Raw genomic sequence first — 17,607 nt, forward strand, 5'->3', positions numbered from 1 at the left:
GGGCCGGGGTTTCGCGGGGACCTCGCTCGCAGGCAGGATTAGGCAGGATTCGAGGAGAGCGCATGATTCACCACATCACCTTGACCGGGCGCAGCATCGCCCTGGCCTGCGACGGCACGGTGTCCACCCAGCACGGGGCCGGCGGCGCCACCGGCGCGGTCTACGTGGAGGCCTCGCACCTGACCCTCCTGCACGACATGCGCGACGGCGAGTTCTACCGCACCGGCCAGAACTCCTGGTCGCCGTCGGGATGGCGCCGTCTGAGCGAGGCGCCGATGCGCATCGCGGGCCAGCAGCGCCGTCGGACCGCCGACGACGACCCCTGGGACGACCCGGTCCGCCACCACTCGGCCTGGATGGCGGTCCTGGAGGACTCCGCCGGGGCGCTGCTCGTGGGCTGCCTGGACGGGCGCACGCCGCGGGTGCGTGCCGACACCGCGGTCCTGGAGGCCTTCACCGAGTCCGGCGATCCGGCGCGCTGGGTGATCCTGCCCGGTCCGGCCACCGCCGTCATGGCCCGCTACGCGCGCGAGCTCGGCGAGAGCCTGGGCAGCCGGCCCGTTGAGCCGCAGAGCGTGTGGTGCTCCTGGTACTCCTACTACGAGGGCATCTCGCAGGAGGCCCTTGAGCGCGAGATCCCGCAGGTCGCCGAGCTGGGCTTCAAGACCCTCCAGATCGACGACGGCTGGGAGGTCGCGGTCGGCGACTGGGAGGCCGGCGAGAGCTTCGGCGACGGCATGGAGGCCGCCGCCGCCCGGATCCGCGAGGCCGGCATGCAGCCGGGCCTGTGGGTGGCGCCCTTCATCGCCCTGCCCGGCTCCCGGGCGGTGCGCGACTACCCGGAGATGTTCGTCCACAACGCCGACGGCGGACTGGCCGTGGCCGGCTCCAACTGGGGCGCCGACTACTACGCGCTGGACACGACCCACCCCACCGCCCAGACCTACGTGCGCAAGCTCATCGCCAAGATCGTCCACCGGTGGGGCTTCAGCTACCTCAAGCTCGACTTCATCAACGCCGCCGCCATTCCCGGATACCGCCACCGGCAGATCGACCGCGAGGAGGCCTACCGCACCGGGCTGCGCCTTGTGCGCGACACCGCCGGTGACGAGACCTTCCTCCTGGGGTCCGGGGCCCTCATCATGCCCTCGCTCGGGCTGCTCGACGCGGTGCGGGTGGGGCCGGACGTGGCCCCCATGTGGGAGAACTACGCCTCCGACGACTTATCCGACGCCAAGGCCTACAACGCCCTGCACGCCGGCATCAACCGGCTCTGGCTGGGGCGGGTCATCGGGGTCGACCCCGACGTCGTCTTCTTCCGTCACCGCCGCAACCTCCTGGACGACACCCAGATGCAGTGGCTGCGCGACGTGGCCGAGGCCAGCCGCTACCGGTGCCTGTCGGACCAGATGACCTGGCTCGACGACGAGGAGAAGGAGGCCGTGCGCGCCTACCTTTCCGCCGAGGACGAGCCCCTGGAGATCCTGGGGCGCTACCGCTTCAGCCTGGGTGAGCGCGAGATCGACCTCACCGAGGCCATCGAGGGAACGGCGTCGGCCTACCCGCTGTGAGGCGGGGCTGAGACGGCGTCGGGGCTAGGAGTCGGCCGGGGTCAGCCGGGTCCGATCGAGAACGTACTTTTTCCGTGAGGACTGCGTTCTCCCGCAGACCGCTGCGGTCCGTCTGCAGTCGTCTGTGGGAGAAGTACGTCCCCGAAGCGAATCGCAGTCCCCGATGCGTGCACCGGGGACTGCGTCGTCGGAACGGTCGTCGGAACCGTCGCCAGAAAGGCCGGCCCGCCCTACTTGGTGGGTGTGCGGCCCAGGGTGAGGTAGCCGGGGAGCGTCTGGTCCTGGCCGGCACTGGAGAAGCGCAGCGGCTGGCCCGACTCCAGCGGGTTGACCACGCGCACCAGGATCGTGTTCTCACCGGCTGGGTCCTCCGGCAGCTGCCCGGAGAAGGTCTGGGTCTTACCGACCTCGATCTTGCGCAGGTCACCGCTGAGCGTCGTGCGCCCGACCTCCGTTCCGGTCGAGGTGTTGATGGCCACCGTCTCCACGCTCCAGTTGTAGTAGAAGGGGGCCACCCCGTTGTTGGCGATCTGCACCTCGACCTTGCCGTGGCGCATGCGCCAGCGCGCCACCGACAGGTCGTAGCCGGTCTCGGCGGAGGCCTGCACGGCGCGCTCTCGCTCAGTGCCGCTCAGCGTCGTCGTGAAGGCCCAGTTGTCCACCAGCCAGCTGGCGTGCGTGGCCTTGATGGAGGCGTCGATGTCCACCGTTGCGCCGTTGGAGCCCGAGGACATGCAGCTGCCCGGGTTGCGCACCGAGCACTCCTGGATCCCCGGGTAGACCTCGCCGCCGATCGGGTACTGCTGCCAGGCCTGGTCCGCCTTCGCGTTCTTCAGCTGCGGCAGGAAGTGCCAGTTGGCGGTCCCCGTGGTTTCGTAGCCGAAGGAGTCGTCGTGGTAGCCGACGCCGCACTTGACCGTCTCCGCGGACGGGTAGCGGGCCATCGTCGGCGTCACCTGGAAGGCGCTGTCCCAGGTGTCGATGAGGGTGTTCTGGTTGGCCGTCGAGGGCATCCAGTTCTCACCGGAGGGGTTCTCCCCGGAGACCTTACCGTTCATCGGGTAGGTGTGCCCCTCGCCCCAGAAGCCCACAAGGCCGTGGGTGATGAAGGCCAGGCGCGCATCGCCGTCGTACTGCTGGCCCAGGGTGGAGACGAAGCCGGTGAGCATCGACATCATCTCGGGGTCGTTGTAGTCGGGTGCGAGCGACTGGCCCGGCGCGTTGCCGTAGACCGTGTACTCGTGGGTCGGGACCTCGTGGGAGCTCAGCATGTAGGCCGGCATGCCGCTGGGGCGCCCGGGGTAGTCGACGTAGAAGCGCAGCACCGCCTGGTGCCCGCGTGAGGCGATGGCGTTGAGGTGCGCCTCGAGCCTGTCCCACGAGTAGGAGCCGGGCCCGGTGACGACGTCGCTGACCGGCAGCGTCAGCCACTCCATCGTGTAGGGCGGGGCCGACTCGGGCAGGCCGGGCGAGTGGGAGGCGTCCGACGGCGCGAAGGGCATCATGCCCTTGAGCGGGTTGGACTCGGGTGTGGTTCCCGCCGAGACCTCGGTCCAGGCCCGGCTGCAGTTGCAGGCCCGGAACCCGGTCGACAGGGACACGACGGCGACGAGCGCCATGATGATGACGCCGAGGCGCGGTTTGCGGCCCTTGCGGAGCCGGTTGAGCATCTGACGGCTCAGTGCCTGACGGCTCGGTGTGCGGGGACGATCTGTGCCTCCGCCGTTGGAGGGCGCTTCCTGCGTGGCTCCGAAGATGGGAGCTTCGGAGGCTGACGAGCGGTTGTCGTCGTTCTGTGATGTGATCATGAGAACTTTTAGGTAGGCGTGAGGGTGAAGGCAACCCTACCGGTCAGTCGGTCGACGTCTCTGTGCTATCGCTGACAACGTGCAGAGTTGACAGGCATGAAGCGCTGTGCTTCTTCGCACGGCGCTGGGTGTCATCAACCTGCGTGGGGTTGGTGAGATCCAGATTACTCCGCTTTTCAACGGTCGTACGTCACAGTCATGTCGCTGAGCGTCACGACTGGGTGTCGGCCGTGGAGGGCGCCCAGTGCTCGCGAGGGACCGAGGGGATGGGTTGAGGGCGCGGGGCGTCGTCGTCGCCAGGTGGGACGAGATTGCCGCTGCGCGCATAAGCGGCAATGATGACTCCGTGCGCGTCTTCAATTTCTCCGCCGGTCCCGCCCAGCTTCCCCTGCCGGTCCTCGAGCAGGCCGCCTCCGAGCTCACCAGCTGGGGCGGATCGGGGATGTCCGTCCTGGAGGTCTCCCACCGCGGAGCCGACTTCGTGGCCTGCGCGGCCGATGCCGAGGCCACGCTGCGCCGACTGCTGTCCGTCCCCGAGAACTACCGCGTCCTCTTCCTCCAGGGCGGGGCCAGCGCCCAGTTCGCCGGCATCCCCCTCAACCTGACCGCCCCCGGTGACACGGTCGCCTACCTCAACACCGGCCAGTGGTCCGCCAAGGCCATCAAGCAGGCCGGCGCCTACGAGCTCGACGTCGTCGTGCCCGCCGATGAGGCCGCCTCCTCCTACACGACCACGCCCGAGCCCGGCTCCTTCGCCGTCCCCGAGGCCGCCCGCTACCTGCACTACACGCCCAACGAGACCATCGGCGGCGTCGAGTTCGACTACGTGCCCGACGCCGGCGACGTCCCGCTCGTGGCCGACTTCTCCTCCACGATCCTCTCGCGGCCCATCGACGTGAGCCGCTACGGCCTCATCTACGCCGGCGCCCAGAAGAACATGGGCCCCTCGGGGCTGGCCGTCGTCATCGTGCGCGAGGACCTGCTGGGGCGGGCCCGCCGGGTGACTCCCACCGTCCTGGACTATCAGAAGATGGCCGACGCCGACTCCATGCTCAACACGCCCCCCACCTTCGCCATCTACCTGCTGGGACTCATCGGCCACTGGATCGAGGACGGCGGCGGCCTGGAGGCGATGGCCGAGCGCAACCGCGCCAAGGCCGAGCTCCTCTACGGCGCCATCGACTCCTCCGACTTCTACGCCAACCCGGTCGAGAAGCGCTCGCGCTCCTGGATGAACGTGCCCTTCACCCTGGCCGACCCCGCCCTCGACGCCGACTTCCTGGCCGGCGCCCAGGCCGCGGGCCTGACCAACCTCAAGGGCCACCGCTCCGTGGGCGGCATGCGCGCCTCCATCTACAACGCCATGCCGATCGAGGGCGTGCGCGCCCTCATCGACTACATGACCGACTTCGCCGCTCGGGCCTGAGCTCCCCTCCGGCTCCCTCTGTCCCTCGAGCCGCAGCCGGCTCCTTCCTTCCAGACCGCCCTGAAGAAAGTACTTCCGTGACCACCAGCACCGCTGACCACAAGTTCCGTATCCGCACCCTCAACGCCATCTCCGGGGCCGGCCTGTCCCGCCTGCCCGACGAGCTCTACGAGGTCGGCGGCTCCGTGGAGGACCCCGACGCCCTCCTGGTGCGCTCGGCCAAGCTCCACGACACCCCCATCGAGGACTCGGTCCTGGCGGTGGCCCGCGCCGGTGCCGGCACGAACAACATCCCGGTGGACGCACTCACCGAGCGCGGCGTGCCCGTGTTCAACACCCCCGGAGCCAATGCCAACGCCGTCAAGGAGCTGGTCCTGGCTGGCCTGTTCATCGCCTCGCGCAATCTCATCCCGGCGGCCCGCTTCGCCCACACCCTCGAGGGCGACAACGCCGAGATCGCCAAGGCCGTCGAGGCCGGCAAGAAGCAGTTCGTCGGCTTCGAGCTGCCCGGCCGCACGCTCGGCGTCGTCGGGCTGGGGGCCATCGGCGTGCAGGTGGCCAACGCCGCCCTGGGGCTGGGGCTCAACGTCGTCGGCTTCGACCCGGGCATCTCGGTGGAGCACGCCTGGCACATGAGCGCCGAGGTCGAGCGGGCCGACTCCATGGAGGAGGTCTTCCGCCGCGCCGACATCCTCACCGTCCACGTGCCCCTCATCCCCGCCACCCGCGGACTGGTGAGCACCCAGCGCCTGGCCCTCATGAAGGAGACCGCGGTGCTGCTCAACTTCGCGCGCGCCGAGATCGTCGACACCGACGCCGTCGTGGCCGCCCTCGACGAGGGCACGCTGCGCGGCTACGTGTGCGACTTCCCCTCCACGCAGGTCCATAAGCACCCCAAGTGCATCTCCCTGCCCCACCTGGGTGCCTCCACCAAGGAGGCCGAGCGCAACTGCGCCATCATGGCCGCTGACTCCCTGCGCGGCTTCCTCGAGGACGGCCAGGTGCACAACTCGGTCAACTTCCCCGAGGCCGTCATGGCGCGACAGGAGGGCACGCACCGCTTCGTCATCGTCAACCGCAACGTGCCCAACATGGTCGGCCAGGTCTCCACGATCGTGGCCCAGCACGGGCAGAACATCGCCAACCTGCTCAACAAGTCGCGCGGCGAGCTGGCGGTGACGCTGGTCGACATCGAGGGCGAGATCGACTCCCAGATCCTCGATGAGCTGCGCGCGATCGACGGCGTCCTGTCCGCCCGCGGCATCTGAGCGCCGTCCGCCTCCTCATTCTTCAACGCCCGTCCCCTCACACGTCTGCGGGCGCCTGCCGGCGTCCGATCCCCGCGGCCACCTCGTCCATGAGGTCCAGGACGTCCTGAGCCCTCCATGCGCGACGGCCCCTGGAGACCTGGTAGCCCCGAACGACGTCGGCGGCCTCCAGGCGCTCCAACGCGCGCCGCGCCGCCTGCTCCGACACCCCCAGTGCGGCGGCCGCCCCACGAACGTCCATCACCGGCTGGGAGACCAGCAGACGCACGAGATCCCGGTCGGGGGTCCCGGCACGCGAGGACACGCGTTCCTGCATCTGCGTGTGCATGTCGTCGAGCTCCCGGCCCGCCCAGGACCCGAGCTCCGCCGCGCGCCGCGCCGCCTCGATGAACAGTTCCACCACGGCCAGTGGAGATCCTGACCGGTACTCGTCCAAGGCCTGGAAATAGGTCTCCACGTTTGTCAGCAGGATCGCCGACAGCGGCAGCGGCGCGGTGCGGGACAGCCCTTCCCCCGCCAGCAGGACGTGCACGAGAGCCCGCCCGGTGCGGCCGTTGCCGTCCGCGAAGGGATGGATCGTCTCCAGCTGGGCGTGCGCCAGCGCCGCCTTGGTCAGCGGCGGCAGATCCGGGCGCCGCATGAAGGCGAGCAGGTCCTCCAGTGCCGCCGGCACCCCCTCATGGTGAGGAGGGATGAACAGGGCACCTGCCGGGGACAGGTCCGAGCCGCCGATCCACACCGGTTCCTGTCGGAGCCTGCCCGCGATCGTCGAGTCCGAGCTCTCCAGCAGAACCCGGTGCATCGACAGCAGCGAGCTGAGGTCCAGCGGCCAGGGTGCCCCGGCGGCCGTCTCCATCGCCCGGGTGTTGGCCACGATGAGGGCGGCGTTGCCGCTGCTGCGGTCCTCGCCGAAGGCCTCCTCCTCCACGATGCGCCGGGCCGACGACGTCAGCCGCTCAATGCGTGAGGACGCGCTCGACTCACTGCGCAGGAGCAACGCGGTGAAGGGAAGGAGAGCGGAGGCCGCGGTCGCGTCGAAGCGCGCCACGGCGGCCACCGCGGCTGCCTCACGGGCCATGACCGCCGTCGGAAGGGTGACGACGGCCTCAGCGATGGGCGGCGCCACGGCTGCGTCGTAGGTGGCCGGCAGGCGAGAACGTTGACGAGCGCTGAGGATGGCGCCGTCGCGGGGGCGCCAGGGCAGGGTCTCCCAGGTCACGCGCGGCCACGAGGCGATGCCGCCCGAGCTGGCGGCTGCGGGCTCCTGGTTCATATCTGACACCTCCTGACAATCTGATGACATTTCACCACCATAAGTGTCAACAGATGTTGTGTCGACTCCTCGTGGATCCTCCTTGGTTGGTGGCCGGGGACGATCCATGCGGCGGGGGACAATCCGCACAGCCGCGGACAAACGGCGCGTGCGGGGACAGGATTCCCGTCCCCGCACGCGCAGAACGCCCCCGGCCAGTTGTGGACCGCACCCGGACGCGCGGAATGTCCCCTTACGCGTCAGACGCACCCGTGGGCACTGTGGAGCGTCAGAGATTGTTGACCCAGGCCCGGCGGTGTCCGAACAGCGAGAGGGTGGGCTTGTAGAGGAGCACGTACTGGCCCCCGGCCGACACGTCGGCGTCGAAGCAGACATCGCCACTGACCGAGCCGCCCGCGATGAGCTTGGATGCGGACAGGTGGTTGCTCGAGCCCAGGAAGCCGCTGTTGCTGATCGCCCCGGCCGGGTCCTGCAGCGTGAAGTCCAGGGCGTTGACGTCCAGGGTGTTCTTGGAGCCGTTGGTGATCGTGATGGTGGAGCAGGCGGTGGGGCCCAGAGTGGCGTCGCCCGCGGACACGGGCGTGGCGGTCACCTGGATGCCGTCGTCGTCGATCGCCTCGCCCGCATGACCGACGACGTCGCCCTTCTGCATCCCGGGGAAGCTCAGGCCGGAGTCGCTCTTGCCCGCGTCGGCCTTGCCCGCGTCGTCGGCCTGAGCCGGCTGCTCCGGGTTGGGTGCCGCGGCGGAGTCCTGGCCGGCCGTCTCCTGCGGGATGGCGCTGGCCACTGACTGGGCGACGGGCGAGGGAGCGGCGGCGCCGGATTGCCCCGAGCCGTCGCCACCGTTCAGTGCCGAGGCGATGACGCAGACGCCGACGAACGCACCGATACCAGTGAGGATCTTGTGGCGGGCGAACCAGGAGCGCTTCGGCTCGGGAGCAGGACCGAAGGCGGGCGGCATGGGGTACCCCGGAACGGGAGTGCCGGCGGGCGAGGGCGGGACTGGGCTGGCTGGGCTGACTGGGTTGGTCATGATGGGGTCCTTCGAGATATGGGGGGAAGGCGCTGAGCGGGACGCGGCAGCGCCGGTACTGGTTTGAGTCATTGCTTGAGCTGACGGGATCAGCTGACGGGAACAACGATGGCCCCGGAGGCGCCCCGTGCACATCGACCGATGAGTCTGAGGCGGCTGTCCAAAAGGGCACTCATCGCGCCTGTCCAAAAGGACGGCGGTGCCGGCGCTCCATCGGCCTGAATCGTGTCCTATCGGGTGATCTCACGTGTCAGTGCCCGGCTCTACAGTGAGCACATGTCAGTCCCCGGCTATCCCGCATACTCCACGCCCCCTGCCTCTTCCGCCTATCCTCCGCGTCCGACTACCGCCGTCGGAACGGGGCCGTCCTATCCGGCGCCGATGCCATCGGTCCCTGACGGCGTCGCCCCCCTCGCCCCAGCGAGTCCGGTTCCTTCGATGGCGGCGTCCCTGTCGCAGTCGCAACGCCGGGCCCTGGAGGTAACCCTCGCGGTCCTGCGCTCCGCGGGCCTGTTCGCCCTGTGTTTCCTGGGGGTCGTCATTGCGCTGGGATCGCGTTTCGCTCATGAGCAGGTCCTCAAGGAGAGTCACCCACTCCTCGACGCCGCCGGAATCCTGATGGGGCTGGTGCTCCTCGTGGCGGTCTTCCTACGCCGGCGCTGGCCGGTGACGATCACGGTCGGCTCGGCGCTCGCGGGCATCGCGGCCGCCCTGGACACCACGTTGGGACTCATCGCCTTCACCACCGTGGTGCGTCGGGCCCGCTCCCTGCGTGACCCCGTGCCCTGGGCCACGGGCGTGCTGCTGGTCATCGGCACCCTTGTGGCGCTCTTCCGCGACGCGAGTTACGGCTCCACCGGGAACTCGATGATCGGCAATCTCACCTCCGGATCCCCCGACCCGCATGTCATCACACGCGTCTCGACGCCGCAGGTGCTGTTCCTCACGATGGTGGCGATGGCCCTGCCGATCGCCGTCGGACTGTGGCTGCGCGCGCGTGACGGGGAGAAGGAGGCGCGGCGCCGGGCCCGGGAGGCCGCCGACGCCTCGGCCCGCGCAGAGCGCACCGCCCAGGAGCAGACCCGAACCTCGACCCGTCTGGCGGACACCGTCAGCCTGCAGGCCGAGCGCGAGCGGGTGGCCCGCGAGGTGCACGACGGACTCGGCCACCGCCTCTCACTGCTCGCCCTTCACGCCGCCGCCCTCGAGCAAGGGGTGCTGGCGACGTCGGACTCGCAGGACGGCTCGGCTCCGGCGGGCACCTCGGATAAGGATGATCCCCGGGCCGCCGCCCAGCGTGTGCGGGAGGAGGCCCAGGGTGCCATGCGGGACCTGCGCTCCCTGCTCGCCGTGCTGCGTGAGCCGGTGGGCGCGTCCGAGCCCGCCCCGCGACTGGAGGACCTCAAGGAGGTCGTGGACGGAGTACTCGCCGCCCGCCAGCCGCTGAGCTCATCGATCTACCTCGATCGCGCCTCCGAGGCCGACGAGGTGCTCTCCCGCGCCGTCTACCGGATCGTCCAGGAGTCGCTGACCAACGCCCGCAAGCACTCACCCGGCATGAGCGTCCAGCTGCGCGTCGAGGGAGGGCCGGAGGCCGGCATCGACATCACCTGCGCCAACCAGATCCCCCGTCAGGAACGGGCAACCGAGCAGGGCGCCCAGGCTTCCAGCACGCCCCCTGCCGACGACGTCGGCTCCGGGGCCGGATCCGGGGCCGGCGACTCCCAGGGCGGCTCCGGCCTGAGAGGTATGGCCCGGCGGGCGGAGATCTGCGGAGGCACGTTCCACGCCGGCCCCGACGGCCGCGGCAGGTTCGTGGTGAGCGCGCACCTGCCCTGGCGCTCCGCGGACTCCCGCCAAACCGGCCGCTGACCCGCCCGGGCCTCGGGAGATATCGGCGAGGGCGCTGGCCAGCCGGCCTGAAGAAACAGTGCGCCTGGGCCGTAGGGATGGTGTACCTGGCGGCGCGCGCACCTAGGCTGGCCCCGTGCCCCACCCGTGCCACCGGTGTCCCCTGTCCGCATCATCCTCGTCGACGACGACCCGCTCACCCGCGCCGCCATCAAGCCGCTCCTGCGGCCGAGAGAGGACTACGTGGTGGTCGCCGAGGCCGGAGACGGCCGTCAGGCGATCGACGCCGTCGGTCGCGTCGAGGCCGACATCGTGCTCATGGACCTGGGCATGCCCGTCATGGACGGGATCGAGGCCACGCGCCAGATCTGCCGGGCGCCGCGCCACCCCCACGTCGTGGCCCTGACCACCTGGGACGTGGACGACGCCGTCGTGCGGGTCATCGAGGCCGGCGCCGTGGGGTACCTGCTCAAGTACTCCGCCTCCGAGGAGCTCGACGCCGGGCTGCGCCGGGTCATGGCGGGCGAGTCCGTCCTGTCCCCGGGGGCGCTGGCCGAGCTCCTGCGGTACGTGCGCTCCCAACCGACAGCCGCGGCCCCGGTGGCGGCGGCCTACGACGCCCGTGCCGAGGAGCGCGGGCGTGCCGTGGCGCAGGCCAGGCAGGCCGCGGCCGGGCTCAGCAGGCGGGAACTGGACGTCATCGCGGCCGCCGCCGAGGGGCTGACCACCGAGGAGATCGCCAGCAGGCTCTACATCTCGCCCTCCACCGTCAAGACCCACCTGCACAGTGCCCAGGACCGGGTGGGCGCCCGCAACCGGGTGCACCTGGCGGTCCTCGCCGAGCGCGCCGGCCTGCTGGGGTGACAGTTATGCAACTGGCCCTTGAGACTGCGACGTCTCAAGGGCCAGCCGTATGAGCGAAGGATCAGATCGAGTCCAGAACGGGAGCTCTTCGATGATCAGTTGCCGCCCCCGCCACCAGGAACGGGGTTGGCTGGTTGCTGGTGGCCATTGTCTCCCCCACCTTTACCCGTGGAGACCGTGAGGTTGACACTCGAACCGGCAGGAACCTGAGTGCCGGCTTTTGGCTCCGTGCCGATGACCTTTCCAGAATCCACCTTGTCGGAGGACTGCTGGACCTGGGTGCCGACGGTGAGGCCGACATTCCGCAGTTCTTCAGTCGCATCGTCGACTGTTTTCCCGTTGAGATTCGAGGGGACGGTGACCATGGCGGTCGGCGTCGGTGTCGGCGTGGCTGCCGCCCCGCTGGAGAAGTGCACGGTGACCGTGTCTCCAGCCGAGGCGCTGGAGCCTGCGGCCGGGTCGGAGGAGACGGCCTTGCCCTGCTCGACGTCGGCGGAGGTGACGTCGTCGCCCCGCTTGAACTTCAGGCCGGCGTCCTCGATGGTCTTCTTGGCCGTGGCCTCGTCCTGGCCGGAGACGTCGGGGACGGAGGCTTTACCGGTGGACACCACGAGGTCCACCGTGGTCCCGCGCTCGACGGAGGTGCCCGACGAAGGGTTGGTGTAGATGACCCGGTCCTTGGCGATCGAGGCGGAGTCCTCCTGGGTGACGTTGCCGGCCTCGAGCCCCGCATTCTTCAGGGCGTCGCGGGCCTCGCTCTGGGACTTGCCCTCCAGGTCCGGCACCTTGACCATGGCCGAGCCGGTGGAGAAGTGGACGGTGACAGTGGTGCCGGCCTCGACCTTCGTCCCCTTCTCGGGATCGGAGGAGACGGCCAGGCCCTCGCTGACGGTGTCGTTGGCGACCTCGTCCTTGGCGAACTTCAGGCCGACGTCCTCGATGGTCTTCCTCGCCGATTCCTCATCCTGACCACTGACGTCAGGCACGTCCACCTTACTGACGGTGGCGCTCGGCGTCGGGGTCGGCCGGGTGTCGAAGGCGCCGGAGGCCCACCGGCCGGCGACGACGGCCAGGGCCACGAACAGCAGGAACACGAGGATCCAGATCCAGGCGTGGCTCTTGGGCTTCTCCTCGGGCTCCTCGGCCGCCTTCGCCGCGGGCGTCGGGGAGGCCCCGGAGGGCACCTGGGCGAAGGCGGAGGTGGGATGGACCGGCTCGGCGGCCGGTGAGGCCATGACCGAGGTGGCCGGGGACCAGGAGTCGGCGGCCGGAGCGGCCACCGACATGCCCCGCGCGGCCGCCTGGAGATCGGCACGCATATGGGCGGCGTCCTGGTAACGGTCCTCACGGCTCTTGGCCAGCGACTTGAGGATCACCCGGTCCAGGGACTCGGGGACGTCTGCCGCCAGAGAGGAGGGCCGCTTAGGGATCTCCCGCACGTGCTGGTAGGCAATGGCCACCGCGGAGTCGCCCTGGAAAGGCGGCTGACCGGTGAGGAGCTCGTAGAGGAGGCATCCGGTGGAATACAGGTCCGAGCGGGCGTCCACGGACTCGCCGCGGGCCTGCTCCGGTGAGAGGTACTGGGCGGTGCCCACCACCGTGTGGGTCTGGGTCACCGTCGAGGCGGAGTCCTCGATGGCGCGCGCGATGCCGAAGTCCATGACCTTCACCGCGCCGGTGGAGGTCAGCATGATGTTTCCGGGCTTGATGTCGCGGTGGACGATGCCCACCCGGTGGGAGTACTCCAGGGCGTCCAGGACGCCGGAGACGATCTCCACCGCCTCCGGGATCGGAACGGCCTCGCCCTCGCTGAGGAGCTCACGGACGGTGTGCCCCTCCACATACTCCATGACGATGTAGGGGACGGTGCGGCTGGCGCCGCCGGGTTGAAGGAGCTCCTCCTCGCCGGAGTCGTAGACGGCGACGACGGCGGGGTGGTTGAGCGCGGCTGCGGACTGGGCCTCGCGGCGGAAACGGGCTTGGAAGGTCGGGTCGCCGGCGATGTCGGAACGCAGCAACTTGATGGCCACGACCCGCGACAAGCGGGTGTCGTAGCCGAGGTGCACCTCTGCCATACCACCACGTCCGATGAGGTCGCGGATCTCATAACGGCCCGCGAGGACCTGGGGGAACTGACTGGTCACAGTACCTCCTTGACAGGGATGCTCAGCATCAAGGCTGGCATGACCTGATGCGCATGGGCAAGCGTACCCGTGCTGTGCAGGGTGATGACGACGAGGGCCAGGATGAGGACCCTCAGGGTCAGCAGGTTGAGACCGAGGAAGGACCGGCCCGAGGCGTGCCGGGCGGTGCGCGACGGCGTCGGCTCCTCGGCGGCGTGACGGCCGGGACGCACCGCGGCCGGCTGCGGCAGCTCGCGGGTCTGCGGACCGCGCCGACCGGTGGACTCCCAGCTGAGCGCCTCACGGGGATCCCAGGAGTCCGTGGGCAGGTTCACGACTGCCCGGTCCAGGGCGCGGGCCACCTCGCGAGCCGAGTGCGGTCGGTCGGCCGGCTTCTTGGCGAGCAGCTTGAGGACGATCGCCTGCACCTGCGGCGGGACGGCGTCGGGAAGGGCGGGGACCTCCTCATTGACGTGAGCGAAGGCGATGTCCACCTGGGTGGCACCGCTGAAGGGACGGCGCCCCACCAGGGCCTCGTAGGCGATGATGCCCAGCCCGTAGAGGTCGCCGGCCGGGGTGGCCATGTTGCCCATGGCCTGCTCGGGGGCGAGGTACTGGGCGGTGCCCATGACCATGCCCGAGGCCGTCAGCGGGCGCTGGTTGATGCCGGTGGAGATGCCGAAGTCAGTGAGCTTGGCCAGGCCCTCGCGGTTGATGAGGATATTGGAGGGCTTGACGTCTCGGTGGACGACGCCGGAGTCGTGGACGACCTGGAGGGCGCGGGCCACCTGCGCCAGGATCGGCAGGATCTCGGCGGGGGACAGAGTGCCCTTCTCGGCGATGATGTCGGACAGGGCACGGCCCTGGACGAGCTCCATGATGAGCCAGCCGGTGCCGTCCTTCTCCCCGGAGTCCAGGACGACGGCGAGGTTGGGGTGGCGCAGGCCCTGGGAGTTCTTGGCCTCCGCGCGCAGACGGGACAGGAAGATCTCGTCCCCGGTCAGCTCGGGCCGCAGGATCTTGGCGGCCACGGCCCTGCCCGAGCGCAGGTCGGTGGCGCGCCACACCTGGCCCATGCCGCCCAGGGCGATCTGCTCCACGAGCTCGTAGCGGCCCTGGAGCTGGAGTCCGGCGAATGGCTTCACTGATCCACCGCCGCGTCGATGACCTGGGCGGCGACGGGGCCGGCCACCTTGCCGCCGGTGGCGCCGTCCTGGGTCTCGGCATTGCCGTCGAGCACGACGGCGAGCGCCATCTGGGGCTTGTTGATGTCCGTTCCGGCGAAGCCCACGAACCAGGTGGTGGGACCGCTGTCCGATCCGGTCTCAGCAGTACCGGTCTTACCGGCCACCTGGACCCCGGCGACCTGGGCGCTCGTGCCCGTGCCCTCGGCGACGGCGGTCTGCATGAGGGAGGTCAGGGACTTGGCGGTGGCGGAGTCGATCGGGGTGCGGGCCTCCTTCTTGGAGGTGGTGCTGATCTCGTTGAGGTCAGGGTCCAACGTGCGCGAGACCAGGTAAGGGGTCATCTGCTCCCCGTTGTTGGCCACGGTGGCGGCCACCATCGCCATCATCATCGGGGTCGCCTGCACCGACGCCTGGCCGATGCCGGCCATCGCGGTCTGCGCCTGCGAGTCGTTGTCCGGGTAGACCGAGGGGGTCACCTTCAGCGGGATGGACAGGTCTGAACCGAAGCCCCAGTTCTTCGCCTCCTTGGCGAGCTCCTCGTCTCCAACGTCCATGGCCAGCTGGGCGAAGGGCGTGTTGCAGGACTCGGCGAAGGCGTGGGAGAAGCTGGTCCGTCCGCCGTCACAGGACTCCCCGTTGTAGTTCTCCAAGGAGTGGCTGGTGCCCGGCAGGGTGATGGTGTCGGGGGCGTCGACCTCGGCGTCCGTCGTGATCTTGCCGGTGCGCAGCGCCGCCGCGGTGGTGATGATCTTGAAGGTGGACCCCGGAGGGTAGCGGTTGCCAGCGATGGCCCGGTTGTCCAGCGGCCGGGAGGAGTCCTCGCTGAGAGCCGTGTTGGCCTCGTTGGCGGCGTTCCCGTCACGGGTAGCGAACGCGGACGGGTCGTAGGAGGGCGAGGAGACCATGGCGAGGATGGCCCCGGTGCTGGGATCCAGGGCGACGACGGCGCCCTCGCGTCCGGCCAGGGCGTCGTAGGCCGCCTCCTGGATCTCCGGCTTGATGGTGAGCTCGACCGCGCCGCCCCTCTGGGAGTCGCCGGTGACAAGGGTCTTGATCCGCGAGGAGAACAGGGATGGGTCGTCGCCGTTGAGTACGGAGTTGCCCTCCTTCTCCATGCCGGTCATGGAGGCGAAGGCGGGTGAGAAGTAGCCGGTCACCGGGGCGTAGAGCGGCCCGTTGGCGTAGACCCGCTGGTAGCTCTCCGAGCCTTGGCCGTCGTCGGACTTCTCGGTACTGGCGATGGCGGTGCTTCCGGCGAGCAGGATCGGGCCGCGCTCGGTGTCGAAGTCCCGTTTTACCGTGCGGCGATTACGTGGATCAGAGTTGAGGGCGCCGTTGGCGGACAGCGGCTCCCAGACGGCGGGGCGGGCCAGGCCCTGGACGCTGGTGACGGACAGCGACAGCGCGGCGAACATGACCAGCACCAGGAAGGCGACCTGACGGATCTGTCGATTCATGGTTGCTGCCTCCTGTCGCTGTCGTCAGTGAAACCCGGGGCGCGCGATGAGCGCAGCGTCTCCCCGTCCGGTGCGGTACGCGGTGGGGGCGGCGCCTCCGGGCTGACGGTGACCGTGCGGGCCGCGTCGTCAAACGCGTTGCCCGGGGACGACGCGGCGGGCGGGAGAGCGTAGCCGTTGGCTGCGCCGGCCGGCTCGGCTCCGGCGCCGCCGTAGCCTCCGGTGGGACCGTAGCCTCCGGTGGGAGCGTCGGTAGGCGCGTCGTCGACGGCGGCCTCGGCCGGCTCCTCGGCTCCGGCGTCCTGGACCCGACGGCGCAGAGAGGTTGGCAGCTCGGCGGTGTCGATGATCCGGGGGGCCTGGGTGGCGGGGCGGCGAGCGGCGTCGGACAGGCGCAGCAGGAGGGCCAGGATGACCCAGTTGGCCAGGAGCGAGGACCCGCCGTAGGCCAGGAAGGGCAGGGTGAGCCCGGTCAGCGGGATGAGTCGGGTCACGCCGCCGATGACGACGAAGATCTGCAGGGCGATCGCGAAGGACAGGCCCACGGCCAGGAGCTTGCCGAAGCCGTCGCGCAGCGAGACCGCGGTGCGCAGCCCCCTCTGAATGAGGACGAGGTAGAGCATGAGGATGGCGAGCGTGCCGGTCAGGCCCAGCTCCTCGCCCAGCGAGGCGAAGATGAAGTCGGAGTTGGCGAAGGTGACGAGCGTCGGGGAGCCCTTGCCCCAACCGGCGCCCATGAGCCCGCCGGTGGACATGCCGAACATGCCCGTCAGCAGCTGCCAGGAGCCGCCGGCGGCGTTGTAGACGGCGTTGTCGGTGGCGTGAAGCCAGCCGTTGATGCGCTGCTGGACGTGGTGGAGGTGGGTGGCCGCGAACCAGGCCGCCGGGAGGAACAGGGCGGCGCCGATGAGCAGCCAGGAGGGCCGGTCGGTGGCCACGTACAGAACGACGACGAACAGGCCGAACAGGAGGACCGAGGAGCCCAGGTCCTTCTGGAGGACCAGGACGCAGATGCTCACGCCCCACACGATGAACAGGGGACCGAGGTGCCGGGCGCGGGGCAGGCTCATCCACAGGAACTTGCGACCCGCCAGGGCCAGGTTGTCGCGGTTGGCCACCAGGTAGGAGGCGAAGAAGACCGCCAGGAGCACCTTGGACAGCTCGGCCGGCTGGAAGCTCATGGGGCCGATCCGGATCCAGATCCGGGCCCCGTTGATGCTCTGGCCGATGAAGGGCAGGAAGGGCAGGACGAGGAAGACCAGACCGGACCACATGGCCCAGCGGTCCCATCGTCGCAGGCGCCGGTAGTCGCGCAGCAGGAAGAGCACGGCGCAGAAGAGGATGACGCCCAGAAGCGTCCAGATGAGCTGCTTGGATCCGACGTAGAACTGCCACTGCTCGTTGGCCTCATACGCCAGGTCCAGGCGCTGGATCATGGCCAGGCCGATCCCGTTGAGCGCCACCGCCGCCGGCAGGAGGACCGGGTCGGCCCACGGGGCGGTGTAGCGCACCCACAGGTGCATGAGGACGGTCAGACCGAGGAAAGCGCCCCCCAGCATGACGGTCTGCGCGGGGGAGGAGCCGGTGCGGTTGAGGGCGGTGAGCACGAAGCCGCCCAGGCCGAGAACCAGGGCGAAGCCGAGCAGCACCGCCTCCGCCCACCGGCCCGAGTGCCGCGCGGTGCCGGCGGGCTGGATCGTCGCAACGCCCGCGGGGGCGCCGAGGGGGCCTGGTGCTCCAGTCATC

General features: G+C 69.9%; 12 protein-coding genes. 5 read left to right on the top strand and 7 right to left on the bottom strand.

Going from position 1 to position 17,607, the window contains the following annotated elements; translation table 11 throughout:
• Positions 1 to 62 precede the first annotated feature (62 nt).
• Entirely contained in the window at positions 63 to 1,571 is a 1,509-nt protein-coding gene (locus BQ8008_RS11365) for a glycoside hydrolase family 36 protein (protein WP_108834085.1), read from the top strand.
• Between the two features lie 230 nt (positions 1,572 to 1,801).
• Here the strand turns inward: BQ8008_RS11365 and BQ8008_RS11370 are convergent, their stop codons facing one another.
• Positions 1,802 to 3,379 carry a DUF4832 domain-containing protein gene (locus BQ8008_RS11370; protein ID WP_108834086.1) on the bottom strand — a complete coding sequence of 526 codons (1,578 nt, stop codon included), beginning with the start codon at positions 3,377 to 3,379 and terminating at the stop codon, positions 1,802 to 1,804.
• Positions 3,380 to 3,725: 346 nt separating this feature from the next.
• On the opposite strand from BQ8008_RS11370, the gene serC reads away from it, so the two are divergent.
• Positions 3,726 to 4,805: a 3-phosphoserine/phosphohydroxythreonine transaminase gene (gene serC / locus BQ8008_RS11375; RefSeq protein ID WP_108834087.1), complete on the top strand. Its 1,080-nt coding sequence runs from the start codon at positions 3,726 to 3,728 to the stop codon at positions 4,803 to 4,805.
• 77 nt (positions 4,806 to 4,882) lie between these two features.
• On the top strand, positions 4,883 to 6,073 hold the full coding sequence (locus BQ8008_RS11380; protein WP_108834088.1) for a phosphoglycerate dehydrogenase: 1,191 nt from the start codon (positions 4,883 to 4,885) through the stop codon (positions 6,071 to 6,073).
• Between the two features lie 37 nt (positions 6,074 to 6,110).
• Here BQ8008_RS11380 and BQ8008_RS11385 read toward each other — a convergent pair whose 3' ends face one another.
• A complete protein-coding gene (locus tag BQ8008_RS11385) occupies positions 6,111 to 7,346 on the bottom strand; it encodes a Fic family protein (protein ID WP_108834089.1) in 1,236 nt (411 codons plus the stop codon).
• 268 nt (positions 7,347 to 7,614) lie between these two features.
• Complete coding sequence (locus BQ8008_RS11390) at positions 7,615 to 8,379, bottom strand: DUF4352 domain-containing protein (RefSeq protein WP_108834090.1); 765 nt, start codon at positions 8,377 to 8,379, stop codon at positions 7,615 to 7,617.
• Positions 8,380 to 8,817: 438 nt separating this feature from the next.
• Here BQ8008_RS11390 and BQ8008_RS11395 point away from each other — a divergent pair, with 438 nt between their 5' ends.
• Positions 8,818 to 10,251 (top strand): ATP-binding protein, encoded by a 1,434-nt coding sequence (locus BQ8008_RS11395; protein WP_234415374.1) that lies wholly within the window; start codon positions 8,818 to 8,820, stop codon positions 10,249 to 10,251.
• Between the two features lie 135 nt (positions 10,252 to 10,386).
• Positions 10,387 to 11,094, top strand: coding sequence for a response regulator (locus BQ8008_RS11400; RefSeq protein ID WP_108834092.1), 708 nt, complete (start codon positions 10,387 to 10,389; stop codon positions 11,092 to 11,094).
• A 95-nt stretch (positions 11,095 to 11,189) separates the two neighbouring features.
• Here BQ8008_RS11400 and pknB read toward each other — a convergent pair whose 3' ends face one another.
• The 4 genes from pknB to BQ8008_RS11420 are packed head-to-tail and all read right to left on the bottom strand — an operon-like array spanning position 11,190 to position 17,606.
• Entirely contained in the window at positions 11,190 to 13,238 is a 2,049-nt protein-coding gene (gene pknB / locus BQ8008_RS11405) for a Stk1 family PASTA domain-containing Ser/Thr kinase (RefSeq protein ID WP_108834093.1), read from the bottom strand.
• Positions 13,235 to 14,362 carry a serine/threonine-protein kinase gene (locus BQ8008_RS11410; RefSeq protein WP_108834094.1) on the bottom strand — a complete coding sequence of 376 codons (1,128 nt, stop codon included), beginning with the start codon at positions 14,360 to 14,362 and terminating at the stop codon, positions 13,235 to 13,237. The genes pknB and BQ8008_RS11410 overlap by 4 nt, the downstream gene beginning before the upstream one ends.
• Positions 14,359 to 15,861 carry a peptidoglycan D,D-transpeptidase FtsI family protein gene (locus BQ8008_RS11415; protein WP_108834095.1) on the bottom strand — a complete coding sequence of 501 codons (1,503 nt, stop codon included), beginning with the start codon at positions 15,859 to 15,861 and terminating at the stop codon, positions 14,359 to 14,361. The genes BQ8008_RS11410 and BQ8008_RS11415 overlap by 4 nt, the downstream gene beginning before the upstream one ends.
• Complete coding sequence (locus BQ8008_RS11420) at positions 15,858 to 17,606, bottom strand: FtsW/RodA/SpoVE family cell cycle protein (protein WP_108834096.1); 1,749 nt, start codon at positions 17,604 to 17,606, stop codon at positions 15,858 to 15,860. Before BQ8008_RS11420 ends, BQ8008_RS11415 begins: the two co-directional genes overlap by 4 nt.
• Between the last annotated feature and the right edge of the window lies 1 nt (position 17,607).

Origin of the sequence: Actinomyces sp. Marseille-P3109, assembly GCF_900323545.1 — a bacterium.
Lineage (GTDB): Bacteria > Actinomycetota > Actinomycetes > Actinomycetales > Actinomycetaceae > Actinomyces.

Bases quoted from the DNA above. Each gene is read 5' to 3' on its own strand.
- BQ8008_RS11395 (WP_234415374.1), top strand. From the start codon at position 8,818: ATGGCGGCGTCCCTGTCGCAGTCGCAACGCCGGGCCCTGGAGGTAACC.
- BQ8008_RS11365 (WP_108834085.1), top strand. From the start codon at position 63: ATGATTCACCACATCACCTTGACCGGGCGCAGCATCGCCCTGGCCTGC.
- BQ8008_RS11415 (WP_108834095.1), bottom strand. From the start codon at position 15,861: ATGAATCGACAGATCCGTCAGGTCGCCTTCCTGGTGCTGGTCATGTTC.
- BQ8008_RS11370 (WP_108834086.1), bottom strand. From the start codon at position 3,379: ATGATCACATCACAGAACGACGACAACCGCTCGTCAGCCTCCGAAGCT.
- BQ8008_RS11420 (WP_108834096.1), bottom strand. From the start codon at position 17,606: ATGACTGGAGCACCAGGCCCCCTCGGCGCCCCCGCGGGCGTTGCGACG.
- BQ8008_RS11390 (WP_108834090.1), bottom strand. From the start codon at position 8,379: ATGACCAACCCAGTCAGCCCAGCCAGCCCAGTCCCGCCCTCGCCCGCC.
- BQ8008_RS11385 (WP_108834089.1), bottom strand. From the start codon at position 7,346: ATGAACCAGGAGCCCGCAGCCGCCAGCTCGGGCGGCATCGCCTCGTGG.